The organism is Dryocola clanedunensis subsp. sulfonylureivorans (genome assembly GCF_016756775.1).
Taxonomy (GTDB): Bacteria; Pseudomonadota; Gammaproteobacteria; order Enterobacterales; family Enterobacteriaceae; genus Dryocola; species Dryocola clanedunensis.
Window position 1 is genome coordinate 38,022 of record NZ_JAERMU010000001.1, and the last position, 18,537, is coordinate 56,558.

15 protein-coding genes are annotated in these 18,537 nt (G+C 50.6%); 10 read left to right on the forward strand and 5 right to left on the reverse strand.

Annotation, left to right across the window (positions count from 1 at the left end; translation table 11 throughout):
• Positions 1 to 29 precede the first annotated feature (29 nt).
• From pth to HYQ67_RS00185, 7 genes are all read left to right on the forward strand, one after another.
• Positions 30 to 614, forward strand: a complete 585-nt coding sequence (gene pth / locus HYQ67_RS00155; protein WP_202300530.1) for an aminoacyl-tRNA hydrolase — start codon at positions 30 to 32, stop codon at positions 612 to 614.
• Positions 615 to 750: 136 nt separating this feature from the next.
• A complete protein-coding gene (ychF, locus tag HYQ67_RS00160; RefSeq protein WP_202300532.1) occupies positions 751 to 1,842 on the forward strand; it encodes a redox-regulated ATPase YchF in 1,092 nt (363 codons plus the stop codon).
• A 350-nt stretch (positions 1,843 to 2,192) separates the two neighbouring features.
• A complete protein-coding gene (locus HYQ67_RS00165; protein ID WP_202300533.1) occupies positions 2,193 to 3,083 on the forward strand; it encodes a LysR family transcriptional regulator in 891 nt (296 codons plus the stop codon).
• A gap of 192 nt (positions 3,084 to 3,275) precedes the next feature.
• On the forward strand, positions 3,276 to 4,334 hold the full coding sequence (locus HYQ67_RS00170) for an alpha/beta hydrolase (RefSeq protein ID WP_237391020.1): 1,059 nt from the start codon (positions 3,276 to 3,278) through the stop codon (positions 4,332 to 4,334).
• Between the two features lie 12 nt (positions 4,335 to 4,346).
• A complete protein-coding gene (locus HYQ67_RS00175; protein WP_202300535.1) occupies positions 4,347 to 5,465 on the forward strand; it encodes an NADH-dependent flavin oxidoreductase in 1,119 nt (372 codons plus the stop codon).
• 866 nt (positions 5,466 to 6,331) lie between these two features.
• On the forward strand, positions 6,332 to 7,867 hold the full coding sequence (locus HYQ67_RS00180) for a catalase (RefSeq protein WP_272929745.1): 1,536 nt from the start codon (positions 6,332 to 6,334) through the stop codon (positions 7,865 to 7,867).
• 39 nt (positions 7,868 to 7,906) lie between these two features.
• A complete protein-coding gene (locus HYQ67_RS00185; protein ID WP_202300537.1) occupies positions 7,907 to 8,452 on the forward strand; it encodes an ankyrin repeat domain-containing protein in 546 nt (181 codons plus the stop codon).
• A 113-nt stretch (positions 8,453 to 8,565) separates the two neighbouring features.
• Here the strand turns inward: HYQ67_RS00185 and HYQ67_RS00190 are convergent, their stop codons facing one another.
• The gene (locus HYQ67_RS00190; RefSeq protein WP_202300539.1) at positions 8,566 to 9,732 is read right to left on the reverse strand and encodes a fimbrial protein; all 1,167 of its coding nucleotides are present in this window, start codon (positions 9,730 to 9,732) and stop codon (positions 8,566 to 8,568) included.
• A gap of 623 nt (positions 9,733 to 10,355) precedes the next feature.
• Between HYQ67_RS00190 and yghU the strand changes: the two genes are divergently transcribed.
• On the forward strand, positions 10,356 to 11,219 hold the full coding sequence (gene yghU / locus HYQ67_RS00195) for a glutathione-dependent disulfide-bond oxidoreductase (RefSeq protein WP_202300541.1): 864 nt from the start codon (positions 10,356 to 10,358) through the stop codon (positions 11,217 to 11,219).
• 256 nt (positions 11,220 to 11,475) lie between these two features.
• Entirely contained in the window at positions 11,476 to 12,894 is a 1,419-nt protein-coding gene (locus tag HYQ67_RS00200) for an MFS transporter (RefSeq protein WP_202301041.1), read from the forward strand.
• A gap of 112 nt (positions 12,895 to 13,006) precedes the next feature.
• On the opposite strand, the gene HYQ67_RS00205 is transcribed toward HYQ67_RS00200, so the two are convergent.
• The 4 genes from HYQ67_RS00205 to HYQ67_RS00220 form a co-directional block, all read right to left on the reverse strand.
• Positions 13,007 to 14,128: a DUF4056 domain-containing protein gene (locus HYQ67_RS00205; protein ID WP_202300543.1), complete on the reverse strand. Its 1,122-nt coding sequence runs from the start codon at positions 14,126 to 14,128 to the stop codon at positions 13,007 to 13,009.
• On the reverse strand, positions 14,128 to 15,261 hold the full coding sequence (locus HYQ67_RS00210; RefSeq protein ID WP_202300545.1) for a BamA/TamA family outer membrane protein: 1,134 nt from the start codon (positions 15,259 to 15,261) through the stop codon (positions 14,128 to 14,130). The genes HYQ67_RS00205 and HYQ67_RS00210 overlap by 1 nt, the downstream gene beginning before the upstream one ends.
• On the reverse strand, positions 15,261 to 16,226 hold the full coding sequence (locus HYQ67_RS00215; protein WP_237391022.1) for a hypothetical protein: 966 nt from the start codon (positions 16,224 to 16,226) through the stop codon (positions 15,261 to 15,263). The genes HYQ67_RS00210 and HYQ67_RS00215 overlap by 1 nt, the downstream gene beginning before the upstream one ends.
• 101 nt (positions 16,227 to 16,327) lie before the next feature.
• Entirely contained in the window at positions 16,328 to 17,470 is a 1,143-nt protein-coding gene (locus tag HYQ67_RS00220; protein WP_237391023.1) for a BamA/TamA family outer membrane protein, read from the reverse strand.
• A gap of 344 nt (positions 17,471 to 17,814) precedes the next feature.
• Between HYQ67_RS00220 and HYQ67_RS00225 the strand changes: the two genes are divergently transcribed.
• A complete protein-coding gene (locus HYQ67_RS00225) occupies positions 17,815 to 18,531 on the forward strand; it encodes an IclR family transcriptional regulator (RefSeq protein ID WP_202300547.1) in 717 nt (238 codons plus the stop codon).
• The last annotated feature ends 6 nt before the right edge of the window (positions 18,532 to 18,537 follow it).

Genomic DNA, 18,537 nt, shown 5'->3' on the forward strand with positions numbered 1-18,537 from the left:
GGCTTGAATCTGCTTTCAGGATGGAAAACGTGAGTATTAAATTGATTGTCGGCCTGGCAAACCCAGGCGCGGAATATGCGGCAACTCGCCACAACGCCGGGGCCTGGTACGTTGACCTGCTGGCCGAACGCCACAACCAGTCGCTGAAGGAAGAGGCAAAGTTTTTTGGTTATACCGCGCGAATTAACCTGGCCGGTGAGGACGTTCGCCTGCTGGTGCCGACCACGTTTATGAACCTGAGCGGTAAAGCCGTAAGCGCTATGGCGACCTTCTTCCGCATCGCGCCGGACGAAATCCTCGTTGCCCACGACGAACTGGATCTGCCGCCTGGCGTGGCAAAATTTAAGCTCGGTGGCGGGCACGGCGGCCATAACGGCCTGAAAGACATCATTAACAAACTGGGCAATAACCCGAACTTTCACCGCTTACGGCTGGGAATTGGTCATCCGGGCGATAAAAACAAAGTTGTTGGCTTTGTGCTGGGCAAGCCGCCGATCAGCGAGCAGAAGCTTATCGATGACGCGGTAGACGAAGCGGCACGCTGCACGGAAGTCTGGCTGAAAGAAGGCCTGACGAAGGCGACCAACCGCCTGCACGCTTTTAAAGCTCAGTAAGGCTGCGCGCCCCGGCCCGCGCCATTTCCACACACCTTTAAAACAGTTTAGGTGTATAATAGGCAAAGTTATTTCCATTTTTTCATTGAGTTAACATTAACTCATTGATATCAAAGCTATTAAGGTGATTTAAACCATGGGATTCAAATGCGGTATCGTCGGCTTGCCGAACGTCGGTAAATCCACCCTGTTCAACGCGCTCACCAAGGCGGGAATTGAAGCAGCAAACTTCCCGTTCTGTACCATTGAGCCGAACACCGGCGTGGTGCCGATGCCGGACCCACGCCTGGACAAGCTGGCCGAAATCGTAAAACCTCAGCGTATCCTGCCTACCACCATGGAATTCGTGGATATCGCCGGCCTGGTGAAAGGCGCGTCTAAAGGTGAAGGCCTGGGCAACCAGTTCCTGACCAACATCCGCGAAACCGAAGCTATCGGCCACGTGGTGCGCTGCTTCGAGAATGACAACATCATTCACGTGAACAACAAGGTTGACCCGGCTGACGACATCGAGGTGATCAACACCGAGCTGGCCCTCTCCGATCTGGATACCTGTGAACGCGCGATGCACCGCATACAGAAGAAAGCTAAGGGCGGCGACAAAGACGCAAAAGCCGAGCTGGCCGCACTGGAAAAATGCCTGCCACAGCTGGAAAACGCCGGTATGCTGCGCGCGCTGAACCTGAGCGAAGAAGACAAAGCGGCAATCAAATACCTGAGCTTCCTGACGCTGAAGCCAACCATGTACATCGCTAACGTCAATGAAGACGGCTACGAAAACAACCCATACCTGGACAAAGTCCGTGAAATCGCGGCAGCCGAAGGCTCCGTGGTGGTGGCGGTTTGCGCAGCGGTTGAGTCTGATATCGCCGAGCTGGACGACGCCGACCGTGACGAGTTCATGGCCGAAATGGGTCTGGAAGAGCCAGGCCTGAACCGCGTAATCCGCGCCGGTTACGAACTGCTGAACCTGCAAACCTATTTCACCGCTGGCGTAAAAGAAGTTCGCGCATGGACAATCCCAGTCGGGGCCACCGCGCCGCAGGCTGCAGGTAAAATCCACACCGACTTCGAAAAAGGCTTTATTCGCGCACAGACCATCGCGTACGAAGACTTTATCACCTACAAAGGTGAGCAAGGCGCGAAGGAAGCAGGCAAGATGCGTGCGGAAGGTAAAGACTACATCGTGAAAGATGGCGACGTGATGAACTTCCTGTTCAACGTCTAAATAAAATTTGCCGTCTCATGAGGTTCCGCTGAATCTCATAAGAGCCGTAGAAAACTATAAAATCCACGCAATTGCGTGGATTTTTCATTTCACAATGTCTCAAATAATAATAGCGACGAAGCGCAGCTAAAATTAAGTACGCCTGTGCGTAAAATCACTTCCATATTCACGCTCTCGGGCACGGTTGAAACGCGAGTAAGCACGTTGCAGATAAAAGGCTGGCCAGAGCGTGCAGAGAATGGTCACTTATCGGGTAGAGAGGTGGTGAATAGTTAGCAATAGACAACTCCCCTCGGCAAGAATTATTTTATTAAGTCTGTATGTTAATCCACAAGAGCCCAGGTTAATAAATGCGCCGTAAAAATGTGAACGATTATCAAGCTTTTATCGCCGTGGCTCGAGAAAAAAGCTTCACCAAAGCGGCCGCTCAGTTAGGTGTCTCACAGTCGGCGCTGAGCTACACGGTGAGGACTCTTGAAGCAGACCTTGGTCTTCGTCTTCTTACTCGAACCACACGTAGCGTTTCTGTGACGGAAGCTGGCGAGCGGCTACTTTCCCGTATAGGGCCACATTTCGACGAAATTGAAAGTGAGATCGCCGCGCTCAGCGGATTACGGGATAAACCAGCCGGTACTGTGCGAATTACTGCCGTTGAACATGCAGCCGATACAATTCTCTGGCCTAAACTCGCCCCGGTGATGCTTGAGTATCCTGATATCAACATTGAAATTATCAGCGAGTACGGACTCAAAGATATCGTCGCTGAGCGTTATGATGCCGGTGTTCGGTTGGGAGAACAGGTCGATATGGATATGGTTTCTTTGCCCCTTGCCAGGGACTTCTGTTTTGCAGTGGTCGGGGCCCCCTCGTATTTTAAGGGGAAGACATATCCGGGAACGCCTCGTGATTTAAACGAGCACAGCTGTATCAGATTACGCCTGCCTACTCATGGCGGATTCTATACCTGGGAGTTTCGGAAGGATAAAACTGAAATTAAGGTTCGCATCGATGGACAAGCGACTTTCAGCACTATAAATATGATGAGACAGGCCGCCCTTGATGGGCTGGGGCTTGCTTATCTGCCGCTAGATACCGTGGAGAATTATCTTGAAAACGGGTTGTTAGTCCAGGTGCTTACTGACTGGTGCCCACCGCGTCCCCCCTACCATCTTTACTACCCCAGCCGTCTACAGCATTCTCCGGCATTTGCACTTGTGCTCGAAGCACTCCGCATCCAATAACCTTTGAACGCTGTTTGTCCTGGTCCATATCGTACTCTGTTGCTTATAACCCCATTAAGAAAATCTCCTTCTAAGCCCATGCGAAATTAAGCCTCTAATTTCTGAATACTGAAGAGATTAAGATGGCCACTGAAACAATCTGTGTTCTTTCAGCGGCCAGGGCCGTCATCATGTAAATGAAGGAGTCTTGCAATGAGTAATAAAACAGGTGGATTAAGCCGCCGAAATTTTATATTGACAAGTTCAGTGGCCTCCGCAGGATTTCCGATGGCGGGTCATGCTTCAGCCCTGCTCTCACCTACCCCTCGAACATCAGGTACCACGACACACGTAGATGGAATCACAGTCAGCAGCGTCCTGTTCCGCAACAATGAGATAATGATGTCCGGAAACGTCTACGTGCCCCCGGATTTCAGCCAAAACCGTCAATACGCTGCTATTGTCGTTGTCCACCCTGGTGGTGGTGTTAAGGAACAGACAGCTGGCCTTTACGCCCTCAAGCTGGCTAAAGAAGGATTTGTCACTCTGGCGTTTGATGCCTCCCATCAGGGGGCCAGTGGCGGATTACCGCGCTTTGTTGATGATCCTGTGAAGCGAGTCGCCGATTTCTATAGCGCAGTCGATTACCTGACGACTCTCCCTTATGTCGATAATAATCGCATTGGCGCATTAGGCGTTTGTGCAGGAAGTGGTATCACGGTTAAAGCGTCGATGACGGAACGCCGAATCAAAGCGCTGGCAACAGTCAGTGCCGTGGATGTCGGAGCGGCGACCCGTAAAGGCTGGGCTGGAACAACATCTGAATCTGAACTCATTGCGACTCTGGATGCTGTTGCTAAACAGCGCACAGCAGAAGCAGCGGGCGACGCACCGGCTTATGTCAACTATGTGCCCAAATTGGGTGACACCAGTGCCCCAAAAGATCTTCAGGAAGCTGCGGACTACTATCTGACCGAACGCGGAAAATATCCGACTTCCACCAACCAAATGCTGATGACAAGTATCAGTACGCTGGCGTCATTCACCGGGTTTGAAGGGGCAGATGTCTATTTAACGCAGCCGCTTCTGATTGTAGCCGGTAGCAAAGCTGGTTCGCTCTGGCACAGCCAGGAATTACACAAAGCTGCTGCTTCTGTTCAAAAAACGCTGCATATCATCCCAGGTGCGACGCACATGGATCTCTATGATGGTCAGGGTGCAACGGTTGCCGCGAGTGAGCTGGCTCCTTTCTTCAAAAAGAATCTCGTTTAGGTATAGCTATCCATGAAAAAAAATCCACTTCTTGAAAAATTTACGCTCGGTAAAGGTGTGACTCTGCGCAACCGTATTGTGATGGCACCCATGACAACATGGGCGGGTAATGATGACGGCACAGTATCGCATGAGGAAGAAGCTTATTATCGTCGACGTGTTCAGGACATTGGGCTGGTGATTACCGGCTGTACTCATGTTCAGGAAAATGGCATCGGATTTACGGGGGAATTTGCTTCATATGACGACAAATTTATTCCCGGTTTAAAGCGTCTTGCGGCGGCGGCAAAAAGCGGTGGAGCACCGGCAATCTTACAAATTTTCCATGCTGGTGTGAAAACCAGCCCTGAACTAGTTTCAGATATCGTAGCGGCAAGCGCTGTTCCCGGTGATGCTGGGCCTTTCGCACCTTCCGTTATTCCTCGCACACTTACCTGCGCAGAAGTCGAAACTGTTATTCAAGCTTTCGGTGAAACCACTCGCCGTGCCATAGAAGCAGGATTCGATGGTGTTGAGTTACATGGTGCCCATGGCTTTTTACTTCAGAACTTTTTCTCACCTCATTCCAACCGAAGAGACGATCAATGGGGCGGCTCTATTGAAAACCGTATGCGTTTCCCTCTCGGCGTCATCGACAGTGTGCGTAACACAATTGCAAAACATGCAACCAATCCCTTTCTGATGGGATACCGTATTACGCTGGATGAGCATTATGACGATGGGTTGCGCATTGATGAGTCTCTTCAATTGGTTGATCGCCTTGTCGACAAAGGTATTGATTATCTTAACGTATCACTCGGTAATGCCCTTGAAGCCAGAGCAGTTGATTCGCCGAATGGACCCAAAGCCATCGAAATCGTGCGCGATCACCTTGCTGGACGTATACCTCTGATTGTTGCCGGACAGTTGCGAACGCCAGAGCAAGCCGAGGATGCTGTTAAAGCAGGGGTATCTTTGACTGCCGTAGGTCAGGGAATGGTGATGAACCCAGACTGGGTTAAGTTCGTAGAGGGCAAAGCTGAAGGTAAAATTGCTCTCGATATTGCTGCATCTGATGCTGAACAACTTGCTATACCCCAGAAACTCTGGCGTGTAATTGAGGAAACAACCGGCTGGTTCAACATTCGTTAGATGTGGCCCAGCTAAAGAACGCAAATCGCAGTTTTCGAAACGAGTATAAAATGAGTAAACGCTAAAGGCCAGCACATGAAAAAGTTATTATAATCAGCAAAATACAATCTAGATTATACGTCCTCCCTCTCCGTTGCCCCATGTCGATTCACGCAATCACATGGACTTCGCTGATAAAATCCACGCCGCCGCGTGGATTCAGACTGATGACAAACCTAAAGCGAATGCGTTTCGCAAAGATCTCACCGAATAAATAACAAGGAAAATCAATTCGTTGATTTTCGCCTGCTTATCACAAAGAAGGAAAAACCACGCTTTTTCCTTCTTTGTCAGCAATCTAAATCCACGCCGCCGCGTGGATTTTTTTATGTGACAAAACACATGACTCGTAATCAGTCATTTCCTCCTCAACCAATCGTTGCAGCAGCGTCAGATATGATGATTTTCTACCTCGATAATTAGTACCACCCTATATTTTCCATTAAATGTGATATATATCACGCAAACCATCGATTTTAATCCCTTTTGATTGCATGAAGCCTATCGCATAAATAGGCCAGGCTGATTAAGCATTATTAATAATATTTACACCATGATTGTCAGTTTGTTATTACCCCCTTGTATGGCGTGGCTTCAGCCTGTTATTAAAAATAATCCAAAAGTAAATTTTAATAAATGATAATGGCTCATTATCATTGTTAGTATCAGGCGTAATTTTGCTTATTTAATGAAGTATGTTACTTCTCATGCCCTGAGTGTCTTTATATGCGCCATATAAATTATTAAAGGCAACTCTATATTGTAGCCGCAGAGCATTTAATGATGCCAGGTGGTTAATATAATGTTAAATACAAGCAGGAGTCATTATGAGCAGACAAAAAAATTACGGCAAAATCTTCATGTTTTTGTTGGTATCACCTTTAACAGTCCTGGCCTCTGAGAGTAGCCTGATGACTCAGGACAACGGTGCACCCGTCGGCGATAATCAAAACTCACAGACTGCCGGTCCCAATGGGCCCACGTTACTCCAGGATGGCCATTTAATTCAGAAGCTGCAGCGTTTCGACCGCGAAAGAATACCTGAGCGTGTTGTGCATGCACGGGGAACAGGCGCTTTTGGAGAGTTTAAGGCTGAGAAAGATATTTCTGATCTGACAAAGGCAAACGTATTTTTACCAGGAACGACAACTCCCGTATTTGTTCGCTTCTCAACGGTAATACACCCTAAGGGTTCCCCGGAGGAATTAAGAGATCCACATGGTTTCGCCATAAAATTTTATACCTCACAGGGAAACTGGGATTTAGTTGGCCTAAGCGAACCTGTATTTTTCATCCGTGATGCGATTAAATTCCCTGACATGATTCACTCGCTTAAACCGTCGCCGGTGACCAACGTCCAGAATCCCGAGCGGTATTATGATTTTTTCAGCCACCAGCCTGAAAGTACCCATATGCTGACTCGTATCTTCTCTTTCCACGGCATACCCGCCTCATACAGAGAAATGGATGGCTTTGGCGTACATGCCTTTAAATTCATCAATAAGAAAGGTGAAATAACTTATGTGAAGTTCCACTTTAAAAGCCATCAAGGGGTTAAGGGCTACAACGGGGCCGAAGCACAAAAGATGCAGGGAAAAGACTTTAACAATCTGACGAATGATTTATACAGCACGATAAATGCCGGTAAGCTCCCGGTGTGGGACTTATACATTCAGACGCTCAAGCCCGAACAGTTAAACGATTTCAGCTATAACCCCTTAGATGATACGAAAGAGTGGCACGGTGTACCGGAAACCAAAATTGGCACGCTGACATTAAATAAAGTTCCCAAAAACTTCTTCGAAACGACCGAGCAGGTCGCCTTTGATCCTTCTAACTTCATTCCCGGCATTGAAGCTTCCGAAGACCGTATGTTACAGGGCCGTCTGTTCTCTTACGCAGATACCCACATGTATCGCCTGGGTGCTAATTACCAGCAGATCCCGGTTAACCGCCCGAAGGTCGCTGTGAAAAATTATAACCAGGAAGGGAGTGGTCATCATGGCCAGACCTCTGGGGAGGTAAACTATCAGCCTTCGGTGAATGATAATGGCCTGAAGGATGATGCCGCTTATAAAGCCTCCACGCCTCTCCTCAGCGGAAATGTGCAGCAACAGATGATTGCCAAAACCGACAATTTCGAGCAGGCAGGTATTTTTTATCGTTCTTTAACGCCTTTACAGCAAAACGATCTTATCCAGGATTTAGGCGATGACCTCCTGAAAGTCCAGAACAAGCAGGTGCGATCTACCATGCTGAGTTATTTCTATAAGGCTGACGCTGACTATGGTAAGCGTTTGGCAGCACACACAAAAGACGATGTAGCAGTGATAGAAAAAATGGCTGCTGAACTGCAAAACTAACTAATGAGGTCTGCCTGTGCAAGCAGGCAGAATTAGCCAATGAACATAATCGCCAGATTTGTCATTCTCGCACTGATGTTATTATCCCAACCCTCTGTCGCATCGATTAGTCCTGCCGTTATTGATGCCGCCCGCGTCGGTAACCTTGAGGTAGTAAAACAATCAATCAGCTCCGGCGCTAACGTGAATGACACGGACAGCAACGGTTATAGCCTGCTGATACTTGCTACTTATCATGGCCAATATAGTGTCGCCCGCTACCTTTTAGCTCAGGGTGCCGATCCGGGCTTGTTAGATAACCATGGACGAAGCGCGCTGATGGGTGCCGCATTTAAAAACGATATCGGTGCGGCCAGGATATTATTAGGTAATCCACGCACGGATGTTAACCAGCAAAACCCCGTCGGACAAACTGCGGCGATGTATGCCGCTCTGTTTGGACATAAGGATTTTTTAACCTTTTTACTTTCTCACGGTGCCGATCTGGCCCTCAATGATAAAAAGGGTAACACCGCCGCCTCCCTTGCCGCCGCTCAGGGCAATCAGTCGCTGGCGGACTGGATCTCGACCCGGAGCGTTCGCTAGCCCCTTCTGCAATTAAATGGAATAGTTGGTCTGTCACAAACGGGCCGTCCACATCATTAACAAAATGCCGGAAATCTACCGGCATTTGCTCTAATCACTATGTTAACTCGCCGTTATTTATAAAAAATGTTGACGACAGCTTCTGCATTAGCCATACCGGGAGCGAGGATTTTCTCAGTCTGGTAGTAACGGGCTGCAAGGGGGATTTTTACGGTCCCCCCTTCCACTGGCGGCGTTAAGTTCCAGGTATCTCCATCACTCCAGACCGTTGTTGGTGCTGTTGCCGCTGCATTGATATCGTCAGGGGTATAGCCTAACTGGATCCCTACACCTTTCGCAGCATCTGCACCTGTATCAATGGCGATAACCTTACCGGAAACAGGATTCGCCGGTACGACTGAAATGGTGAAGGTATTCGCTGTTCTGAACCCTCCTGTCGGTGTATTAGAACCATCTATCGTCTGGTAACCATGGTAGCCATAAAATCCATTAAATTTAGGACAGTTTTGCAAAACGATGGAGGAGTCAATCCATTTTGTCGTCGACCCAACCCCTGAGAAAGTTGCATCGTTGATACTGTATTTTCCCAGGTTGACGATCGTATTAGCCGGCGTGGTGCAGGTTTGCGTCACAAATCGGCTACTGCCCGTAAAACTGACATTTAACAGCGAAATGGGTAAACCACCGTAACCTGACTGAGGTGGAACCACCCAGGCCCAATGCGGGAAAGAACTTGCATTAACAACGGCTCCGGATGCGATTGCGCCAGTCTTGACCAGTGCGACGCCAAAATATTTAACATGCGGCCCTAGCCCGTTATCTCCTGCCCTATCCAACGAGATGGGATCGGTGGTGGAGATTAATGATGTCCCGAGGAAAATTTTTCGGCCTTCGTTACCATTTTTCCAGATAACGACACCGACACCAGGTACATTCGTCGGGAAAACCGGCACCGAGCCATAAAGTGTTGTCATCGTAGTTGGCGAGCCGGAAGGAAGGTTAGTTGGCTTCATCGCCATTGTCACATTAAATGCACCATCACAGTAAATGCCTATTGTTTGCGAGGAGTACCCCATCTGGGTCGCCCAAATAGTGCTTCCTACATCCATGTCTTCACCAGCCGTTGATGATGAGACGGTGACATTGGGAACAATGGTCAGGGGAGGAAATGCTGTTGAAGGCCGACACGTTACCGCTGCGTTTGCTTGCTGGCCAAATACTGACAATATTCCGAATAATGCAACAACCAGGTGCCAGAATGTTTTTTGGCGAATCTTCATGTTAATGACTCCATGTAATACTTATCGTGCAGACATATCAAGCCATCATGTCGACACTTTATTTTAATTATCAGGCTGTGTGTTAAAAAAGAAATAAGTGCAATTCTTTCTTTTTATTAAGCTAATCAAACAAATCCAATCCTACATTTATAAAACGTATTACTCAAGTTATAAGCAGTCACCACCAGCTGGACAACAAAATGCATAACATAATGATTATTAATGGTATTTAATAAAAAAATACAAATTAACTCTAATCACATTTTAGTCAATTATGAATAACAAAAATCAAATTTAAGTTAAGTGTAAAAATGCTGCAATGAACAGAAACCTCACCGCACAACAAAGGTCCATAAGAATATTAGAAACCACAAATATTTTCCCACTTCATAAATTTTCCGTTCGTGAGCCATGATAGTTTCATTTTTGTGAACTATTATCTGCACAGGTTATTTTTTCTGCGCTTCGCTCATTGGAATTCGGTAGTAATGGATGTGAAAGCTCTTTGCGTGATCCTTCCTCGGGGTATCGTCGGCCTTTGAAGTTATTTTCGCCACAAGCCGATGGATGACATAAACTGATCTGCCCAAGTTGATTCCTACAACAGAAGGCAGACCAACAGCATGTCCGAAAACAACTATCATCCACCGAAAGTGTGGACCTGGAACAAATCCGAAGCCGGACAATTTTCCAATATCAACCGCCCGGTTGCCGGGCCAACGCACGACAAAGCGCTGCCAGCCGGCAAACATCCGCTACAGCTCTATTCCCTCGGTACGCCGAACGGTCAGAAGGTTACGATTCTGCTGGAGGAGCTGCTGGCGCTTGGCGTAAGCGGGGCGGAGTACGATGCGCACCTGATACGCATTGGCGAAGGCGATCAGTTCTCCAGCGGCTTCGTGGAGGTGAACCCTAACTCGAAAATTCCGGCGCTGCTCGATAATTCAGCTAACCCGCCGGTTCGCGTATTTGAATCCGGCTCGATTCTGCTCTATCTGGCAGAGAAGTTCGGGCACTTCATCCCGAAAGAGGTTGCCGCTCGTACCGAAACGCTGAACTGGTTGTTCTGGCTGCAGGGCTCCGCGCCTTATCTGGGCGGTGGTTTTGGGCACTTCTTCCACTATGCGCCGATGAAAATCGAATACGCCATCAACCGCTTTGCGATGGAAACCAAGCGCCAGCTGGACGTGCTGGATCGTCAGCTTGCCGACCACCGTTTTATTGCGGGCGATGAGTATTCCATTGCGGACATGGCAATCTGGCCGTGGTACGGCGCGCTGGCAAAAGGCGGGCTTTACGACTCGGCTGAATTCCTCGATGTCGCATCATATAAGCACTTCCAGCGCTGGGCAGAGGAAGTGGCAAACCGCCCGGCAGTGAAACGCGGACGTATTGTTAACCGCACCTGGGGCGAGCCTTCAGAGCAATTGCATGAACGTCATGATGCTTCTGATTTTGAGCTGCGTACCGAAGACAAAAAGGTCTGATCCCATAGAAAATGCAGGCGATTTTTCTCCTGTAACGTCTCTCCTTAGAGACTCCTGTGCCATGCAAGCGCTCCCGCGTGAGCATGGTATCCTCTCCCGCAGCGCCTGCCCGGTGCCGATGTTTTTCTCAGCTAAACAAGCTAAGCCATAGTTTTTTATGCTTAATTAATTTTCCGTGGCCAGCAAATAAAAATTTAACTCCGCGCCGTAGCCTCTAGCATAAGATCATCATAAAAATGTTACACAAAGGTAAATGATGAGTAACCAGTCGGCAACCTATGACGAGGCGATCGCCCAACCCTTCCTTCATGAACAAGATTTGGCAGACAGAATCGATGCTTTGCCCGTCTCTCGTGGGCTATGGCTCTTTATCTCACTGCTGGCGCTGGGGGGCTTTTTCGAACTATACGATCTCTTTCAGACGGGTTACATCAGCGGCGGGTTGATCGCGGAGGGGATTTTCCATACCGGTTCACAGGGCGTGTTTGGCTTCGCGGATCAGGCTGCATTTGCCTCCGCCACATTCCTTGGCCTGTTTCTCGGTGCCAGCCTGCTCAGTCCCTACGCCGACCGCCTGGGCCGCCGCACAACGTTCATGTTTGCGCTGGCCTGGTACGGCGCCTTTTCGCTGCTTATGGCCTTTCAGCATCAGGCGGAATGGGTAATTTTTCTGCGTTTTATGGTGGGAATTGGCTTAGGTATTGAGCTGGTGACCATCGATACCTATCTGACTGAATGGGTTCCTGCCCACCTTCGGACAAGGGCATTCGCCTTCTCGTTCTTCATTCAGTTTCTTTCCGTTCCCGCCGTGGCCATTATGTCGTGGTGGCTCGTGCCGCAGACGATATTGGGGCTTAGCGGCTGGCGCTTCGTGGTGATTGCCGGGGCCGTCGCTTCATTTCTGGTCTGGATGGTTCGTCAGGGCCTGCCTGAATCGCCCCGCTGGCTGGTGCAAAAGAAGCGTTATCAGGAGGCGCGGGAAGTGATGTGGGATATGGAGCGCCGTTGCGGCCTTTCCACAAGCACCGAGTTTCCCGTTCGGGCGGCCTCAGAAAGCGATATGAAACCGCAGCAGGGACGTTTTAAGGATATCTGGTCGCCGCGCTACCGGGGACGCACCATGATGCTGGTAGTGATGAACTTCTTCCAGGCGATCGGCTTTTTCGGTTTCGGTAACTGGTTACCCGCCCTGCTCTCCGGCAAGGGGGCTTCGGTCACCCACAGCCTTTTGTACGCCTTTTTCATCACTCTGGCCTACCCGTTAGGCTCGCTGATTTGCAGCCGCTTTGCGGACAAGATGGAGAATAAATGGCAAATCGTCCTCTCCTGCCTGACGACGGTGGTCTTTGGCTCGCTGTTTGCGCTGCAAAACAATCCCGTATGGCTGATTCTGTGCGGCTTCTTTATCACCTGGTCTAACGCCTGGCTAACCTACAGCTATCACTCGTACCAGTCGGAAGTCTTCCCGACCTATATTCGCGCGCGTGCGGTGGGTTTCTGCTACTCCTTCAGCCGTTTGTCGACCGTGTTCAGCAGCATCCTGATTGGCCTTATTCTGCAATACAGCGGCTCAATTGGCGTGATCGCTTTCATCGTCATCAGCATGCTGATTGTGATGCTCACGATTGGCATTTTTGGGCCAAAGACCCGGGGCATCGACCTGGAAAATATCTGACAAACCAGTCTCGTTGGTCGGATAAACGTAGTGTCATCCGACACAGCAACCATCAGCGGTGGATGACGCTATGCTTATACACCCTAGCCGCTCTTCGGAGCGGCGCTGTTTATTATTTATTCATTCTTTGCAGCTGGATCTGATCGGCCTGTTTCGCCTGCTCCGCCAGCGCTTTAAACTGCGGCGGCGTGTAGAAATCTGCCGGCGCTTTCAATCCTTTCATATTATTGCCTTTATGAATTTGCAGCTCTCCGAGGCTGTTTAGCGGTACACCAGCTACCTCGGCGGGCATCATAATGCGATAGCGTTCAGCGCGCTCAAAAGGCACTTCGGTCGGCAGGCGGTTTTCACTCAGATCGTAATTGCGGTTCAGCACCAGGAACTTATCCGGTACCCGGCGCTTGCTGTTCCACCAGTCGCCGTCCAGGTCGCGGAATTCCCTTTCGGTTTCTTCTTTGCTGACGGCCCCTAGCTGTATGAGCGCCGAATGTAGCGCTTTATCCATTGCGTGATTGTAGGCCTCCGTGGATCCTGCATGGCCCTGCAAAATAACGTTTATTGCCAGACGTGCGCCCAGCAAATTGGAGTACAGATCTTCCGGTGAGAAAGCGGATATCTCTTCAGAGAAGCCGGGCACGGACTGGAAGCCATACCATTGGGCAACTTCATGCCACTGCGCCATCTGGAAAGCGAGATGGCCCGCCAGCCAGGCGGCTAAAGTATAGCGATCCGCCATCGCGGCCGGAGGCGTAAAAGCGTGGAGCTGAATGCGGCGCAGGCCCAGTTCCTCGCTGAAGAAGATCCGCCAGTCCTGGCCAAGCCTTGAGTAGATGTGCGAGAAGAGATAAAGCGTGTTGTCCGCCGTGTCGCGCACGTGCGCAATATCGATAAAGCCGCCGCGATGGGTGTATATCAGGCCACTTTTCTCTTTGCTTAAGCCAACGATATTTTTCACCGCCCCGAACGCACTGTCGTTATAGTGGTGTTCGCCAAGGGTGGAGGCCGTCAGGACGTTACCTATCTGGTAGACCGGAATGGGGACGCCGATTGCCCGGACGTGAAGGTCGTAGCCAAAAGCACAGCAGGGCCGCAAAGACTCCGGCGGGGTGAGATTCTCCACAACGGGCCAGACGCGTTTCGCCTGCTCTATGGGTAAAATATCGGTCGCTGGCGTCTGCGCGCCATAACTTACAGATGACATACCAAGCAACAGTGTTAAAAGCCATAAACGCATTAAAATGCCTCCGCGACCTGGAAATAAAATCCGGCGCTCTCTTTCCCAAATCCCAAATCGAGACGAATATTCATATCTGGTTTGACCTCAAAGCGATAACCCACACCCGCCGTTGGCAGCGGCGCATGGTCGGAAAGATCCTCTTCGCTACCGCCTAAGGCCCCCATCCCTAGCCACAAAACATAGCCGTTTCGCCAGTCCAGCTTTTTGCGGTATTCCACCTGGGTGCTGATCACGTCTTTATCGCGGTAGCGGCCCTGGTAGTAACCCCGCATCCGGTTGTCGTCGCCTAATTCAGACAGCCGATCCCATGGCACATTCCCACGGGCAAAGCGTCCCCAAAGGTCGAACGCCAGCACGTCCGCCTCGTTAAGAGGATGATAATAATTATATTGCAGCTGCAAAACGGTAAAGTGATTATCCGAGCCAAACGCCGGATCAAAGTCGCTGAATTCCGCACTGAAAAACTGACCACGCCGCGGCCGGGTAATCACATCCCGCGAGTCATAGTTGAGGGTTGCGGTCACGCCTGAGCTTTTTGAATCTTTTGCCGCGTCATAGCGGGAGAAATTATCGTCAGGTCGGGTGTTTTCTATCTCGGTGGCATGCAGCGTTGAATAGTCCCAGCCAACCCCCACGTACAGATGATCGATGACCTGACGCATTATCTGCGGGTGGATTTCAATCGCCTGGTCCGTGTATTTCTGTTCATTCCCCTGTGCCGCATCATAGCCAATGCCCCAGAATCCTGTGGGGACATTCGACAACGATCCATCGACAAACATGCGCCATTTGTCACCGCTGAAGAAGGTGTAGGACTTCATGCCCACGCCCAGCGCCCCGCTGGTGCTGACGAAACCGGTGAAAGAGATAGAGGAGTTCTGCGTAGTTTTATCTTTCGGATCGACGCGATAGACCCCGGCAATCGCCGTTCCCAGACCGAGCTTCAGCTCAGGGGTATAAAACGGTCCGGGCAGCACGCTCCAGTTGATGCCTTTGCTGGGATCGTACTGATTGTCCGCCCCCAGTTTGCCAAGAAAACCGTCAATCTCATCGCGAGTCATGCTGCAGGCATTTTTCGATACGGACAGCACGCTTAGCAAGCCGAGGAACAATACGCCATATTTGCTCATCAGAATCGGTATTCGCCCGCCATGAAGAAGCTGTTTCGCTCGTTAAAGCCAATCTCTGTCAGCACGTTAAAATTCTGCGTAATTTCATACTGCGCGCCTATCAACGTGTTCCATGGCGACGTCAGATGCTGTTTAACATCAAACCGTCCCTGATCGTCCTTATTCACCGTGTTGATCAGCGGCTGAAGCTGTGCGGGCATATTGAGGTCAGACAGGCTGCCCCTGAACTCCTGCTGAACGTCCTGGTACATTGCGCCAACCCACAGGCTCAAATGCGACGGCCCGGAAATCCCCTTTAGCTCGAAGCGATAGCCCACGCGAGGTGAAACCGTCAGGGCGGAAATTTTACCGTCGAGGATATCGAAATCGGTGCGGGTGTAGTTGGTATCCACCAGGCCAAACCAGTTCTGGTATCCCCCGGCGAGGGTGAAGCCTGCGCCAAAGGTTTGCCCTTTGAAATCAAGTTTAAAATCAATATCCTGCAAATCACCGCTGCGGTTAAGGTTATGCACGGATGAAGCGATAACGCGGTCGATACCGGTGTAGCGGGACGGGTCGGCATCCACCGAAACGTTTGAAACGGACGATCCTTTGGTGTAGCCCATCAGCCCGTAGACGTTCAGGAAGGGAAAGACCCACATATCCAGACGCAGGTTTTCACTCTTGCTGCGTTCGCGAGTATTGCCGACGGCAATATCAAACATATCTGTTGGGATGGCGTGGGTGCCGAGCTTTAGCCCGGAGAATGTAATACTGTCAACGTCGACGTTCTGACGCATATTCATATAGCTGAGGTTGACGCCGAACGGCAGCGGAATGGAATAACCCCGCGCCCGGGCTTCGTCTCCCCAGATGGGAAAAGTGCTGCTGTCAGCTGGCGTCCCCGTGTCCGCCGCAGCCAGTGCGTGTCCGGATAACAACAGTAGCGGCAGCGCAAACATCCGGTTGTGTTGTTTACCCTTCATTGTTCTCTTCATCCAAACCCTCTCGATACTGCGCCCGTGTGGACCAACAGCTCATGCGTTTTTATTGATATTCGTGTTGCCGTCAAGACGGGAAATTCCTTTTACAGCCCCGCCCCAACGTTGAAGTAAACCGCCTGCTCATTGTCGCTGAAGGCGACATCGACGCCCGTGCGCAGACCAAACTTGCGGGCAATCAGATAACGGAACCCGCCGCCCCACGCCACTTCCGTTGAATCATATAGCTCATCGGCCTCTTTGCTTGCGCTCCCCGCGCCAACAAATCCCTGCAGGGTCCAGCGCGGCGTCATCTGCCATTCCAGCTGCGTTTGCACCGTGCTGACATAATCCCCCTGATAGCGGTAGCGCGAGATACCCCGCAGATTGATATACGGGCGTGCCATCGGCGGTAAATGACCATCCTGGTTTGACAGCGACTGATAATCCCCTGCCAGCACCAGCGTAAAATCATGACCGAGCGGCTGGAAATATTTGCCGTCAATCGACAGCTGGTTGTAACGGTAATCCCCACCGAGGAAGCTGGTGTAGAACTGATATTGCCCCGTCACCGACAGCCCGCTATGGGGATAAAAAAAGTTATCCGTCGTGTCGTACTGCACCATCAGCCCGAGGGCTGATGTCGTGCTGTTTTCACCCAGCACGCGCTGGAGCGCCCGATTGATAACTTTGTTATCGGCAGAAATTTCCATGTTGGCATAAAATTGTGAAGCACCCACAAAGAACGGGGTATCACCTACCCGAAACAACAGCCTTTGCAGCCCGCCGTATCCCTTCGTCTGGGTGCTGACGCCTTTTCCCTCGCCGAACCCCAGCGTATCGCCAGAATAAATGTCGAGATTGACGTCCGCATACCCCATCGCCACCAGATAGCGGATGCTGTCGTCATTCCAGGTGTGGCGATGCCCGCCACCGACAAACCAGGTGCCGTTTTGGGTGGCTCCGCCGCCAAACGCCGTCATCGCGGGAGGAATCAGCCTGCCGTTCTGGCGATTTTTCGATCTTTCACTGTCCTCGGTATCATGCAGGAACAAGCCAAACAGCCCGCCGCCATACCCCACCGCCGGTTCGGTTATCACCACCGGGATCGGCAGAAAACCGTAGCGGTTATCAGTGAGATACTCACTCATATCCAGCATGCCGTCCGACTTATCGATCATCCCGCTGGCACCGGCGGCCATCGGTAAACACAGCCCAACGGTCAGAAAACACAGCAGCCTCCCGATCATAAGCCTCACCCAGAAAAATGATAATTTTGTCTTATTTTTCAAACACACACAATGTTGATTGATGCTTTATTACTGAATTGAGCATAGACCAGCGTGAAACATATACAAGCAGCCTTGTCCCTAAGGCAAATACGGCCAAAGCGGATCAAAAGTGATACCGGCGTCGGCAAAATATCACCTTGTTATTTTTTTGTATTCAAAATGTGATTCAAACCGCAATTTTTGCTGCGATTTTATACAACGGGATGACTTCTTGTTATTCATGGCGCGACGCAAAATTAAAATGAAACACTGTGCCGCCATATGGAACACAACAACAAAAGCCCCCTTCCGGAGAGCTATCAATGAGCAACAATTTGCAGTCGGCCGCCCTGGTGCTATCGGTACTTAATTACTTCACCCTGCAGAAAACACGCTGGGGCGTAAGGGAGCTGGCGCGTGAGATAGGCCGCAGCCCTTCGGTCGTGCAGCGGGCGTTGACCCTGCTCGAGGCAGAAGGCTATCTCCACCAGGAGGAGGCAGGCCGAACTTACCAGCTTGGCTTTCGCTGTATCGAACTGGGGCATCTGGCCAATGAGACGCGGCAGTTTTCACAAATTGCTGCGCAGTGTCTTAAACCACTGGTTGAACAGAGTGGTGAAACGGTTTTTATCTACCGTCGCCGGGAGGATATATCCGTCTGTAGCTATATCCAGGAAAGCAGCCAGCATATTCGCTTTACGACTACCGTCGGCGAGTCCTTATTTTTACATCAGGCTCCGTTCACCCAGGTCACGCTGGCGTTTATGAAACCGGAAGAGCGGCTTGACTATTTATCCCGCCACCAGCTGCAGGCGGACGCTGCGCTACTTGAAACGCTGGAGCTCTTTGCGCAGCAGGGCTACGCCAGCTCCCATGAGGCCTGGCAGCCGCACACCCAGGGGCTGTCAGTACCGTTATTCAACGTGCAAAAAGAGGTCGCCGGTTCGCTGTGTATCGCGGCCTCTACCCTGCGTGACGATCTCATTGTTTATAAACCGTTGCTTATTCAGGCGGCAGTGAAGCTCAGCCCGGTACTTTAAAAAACA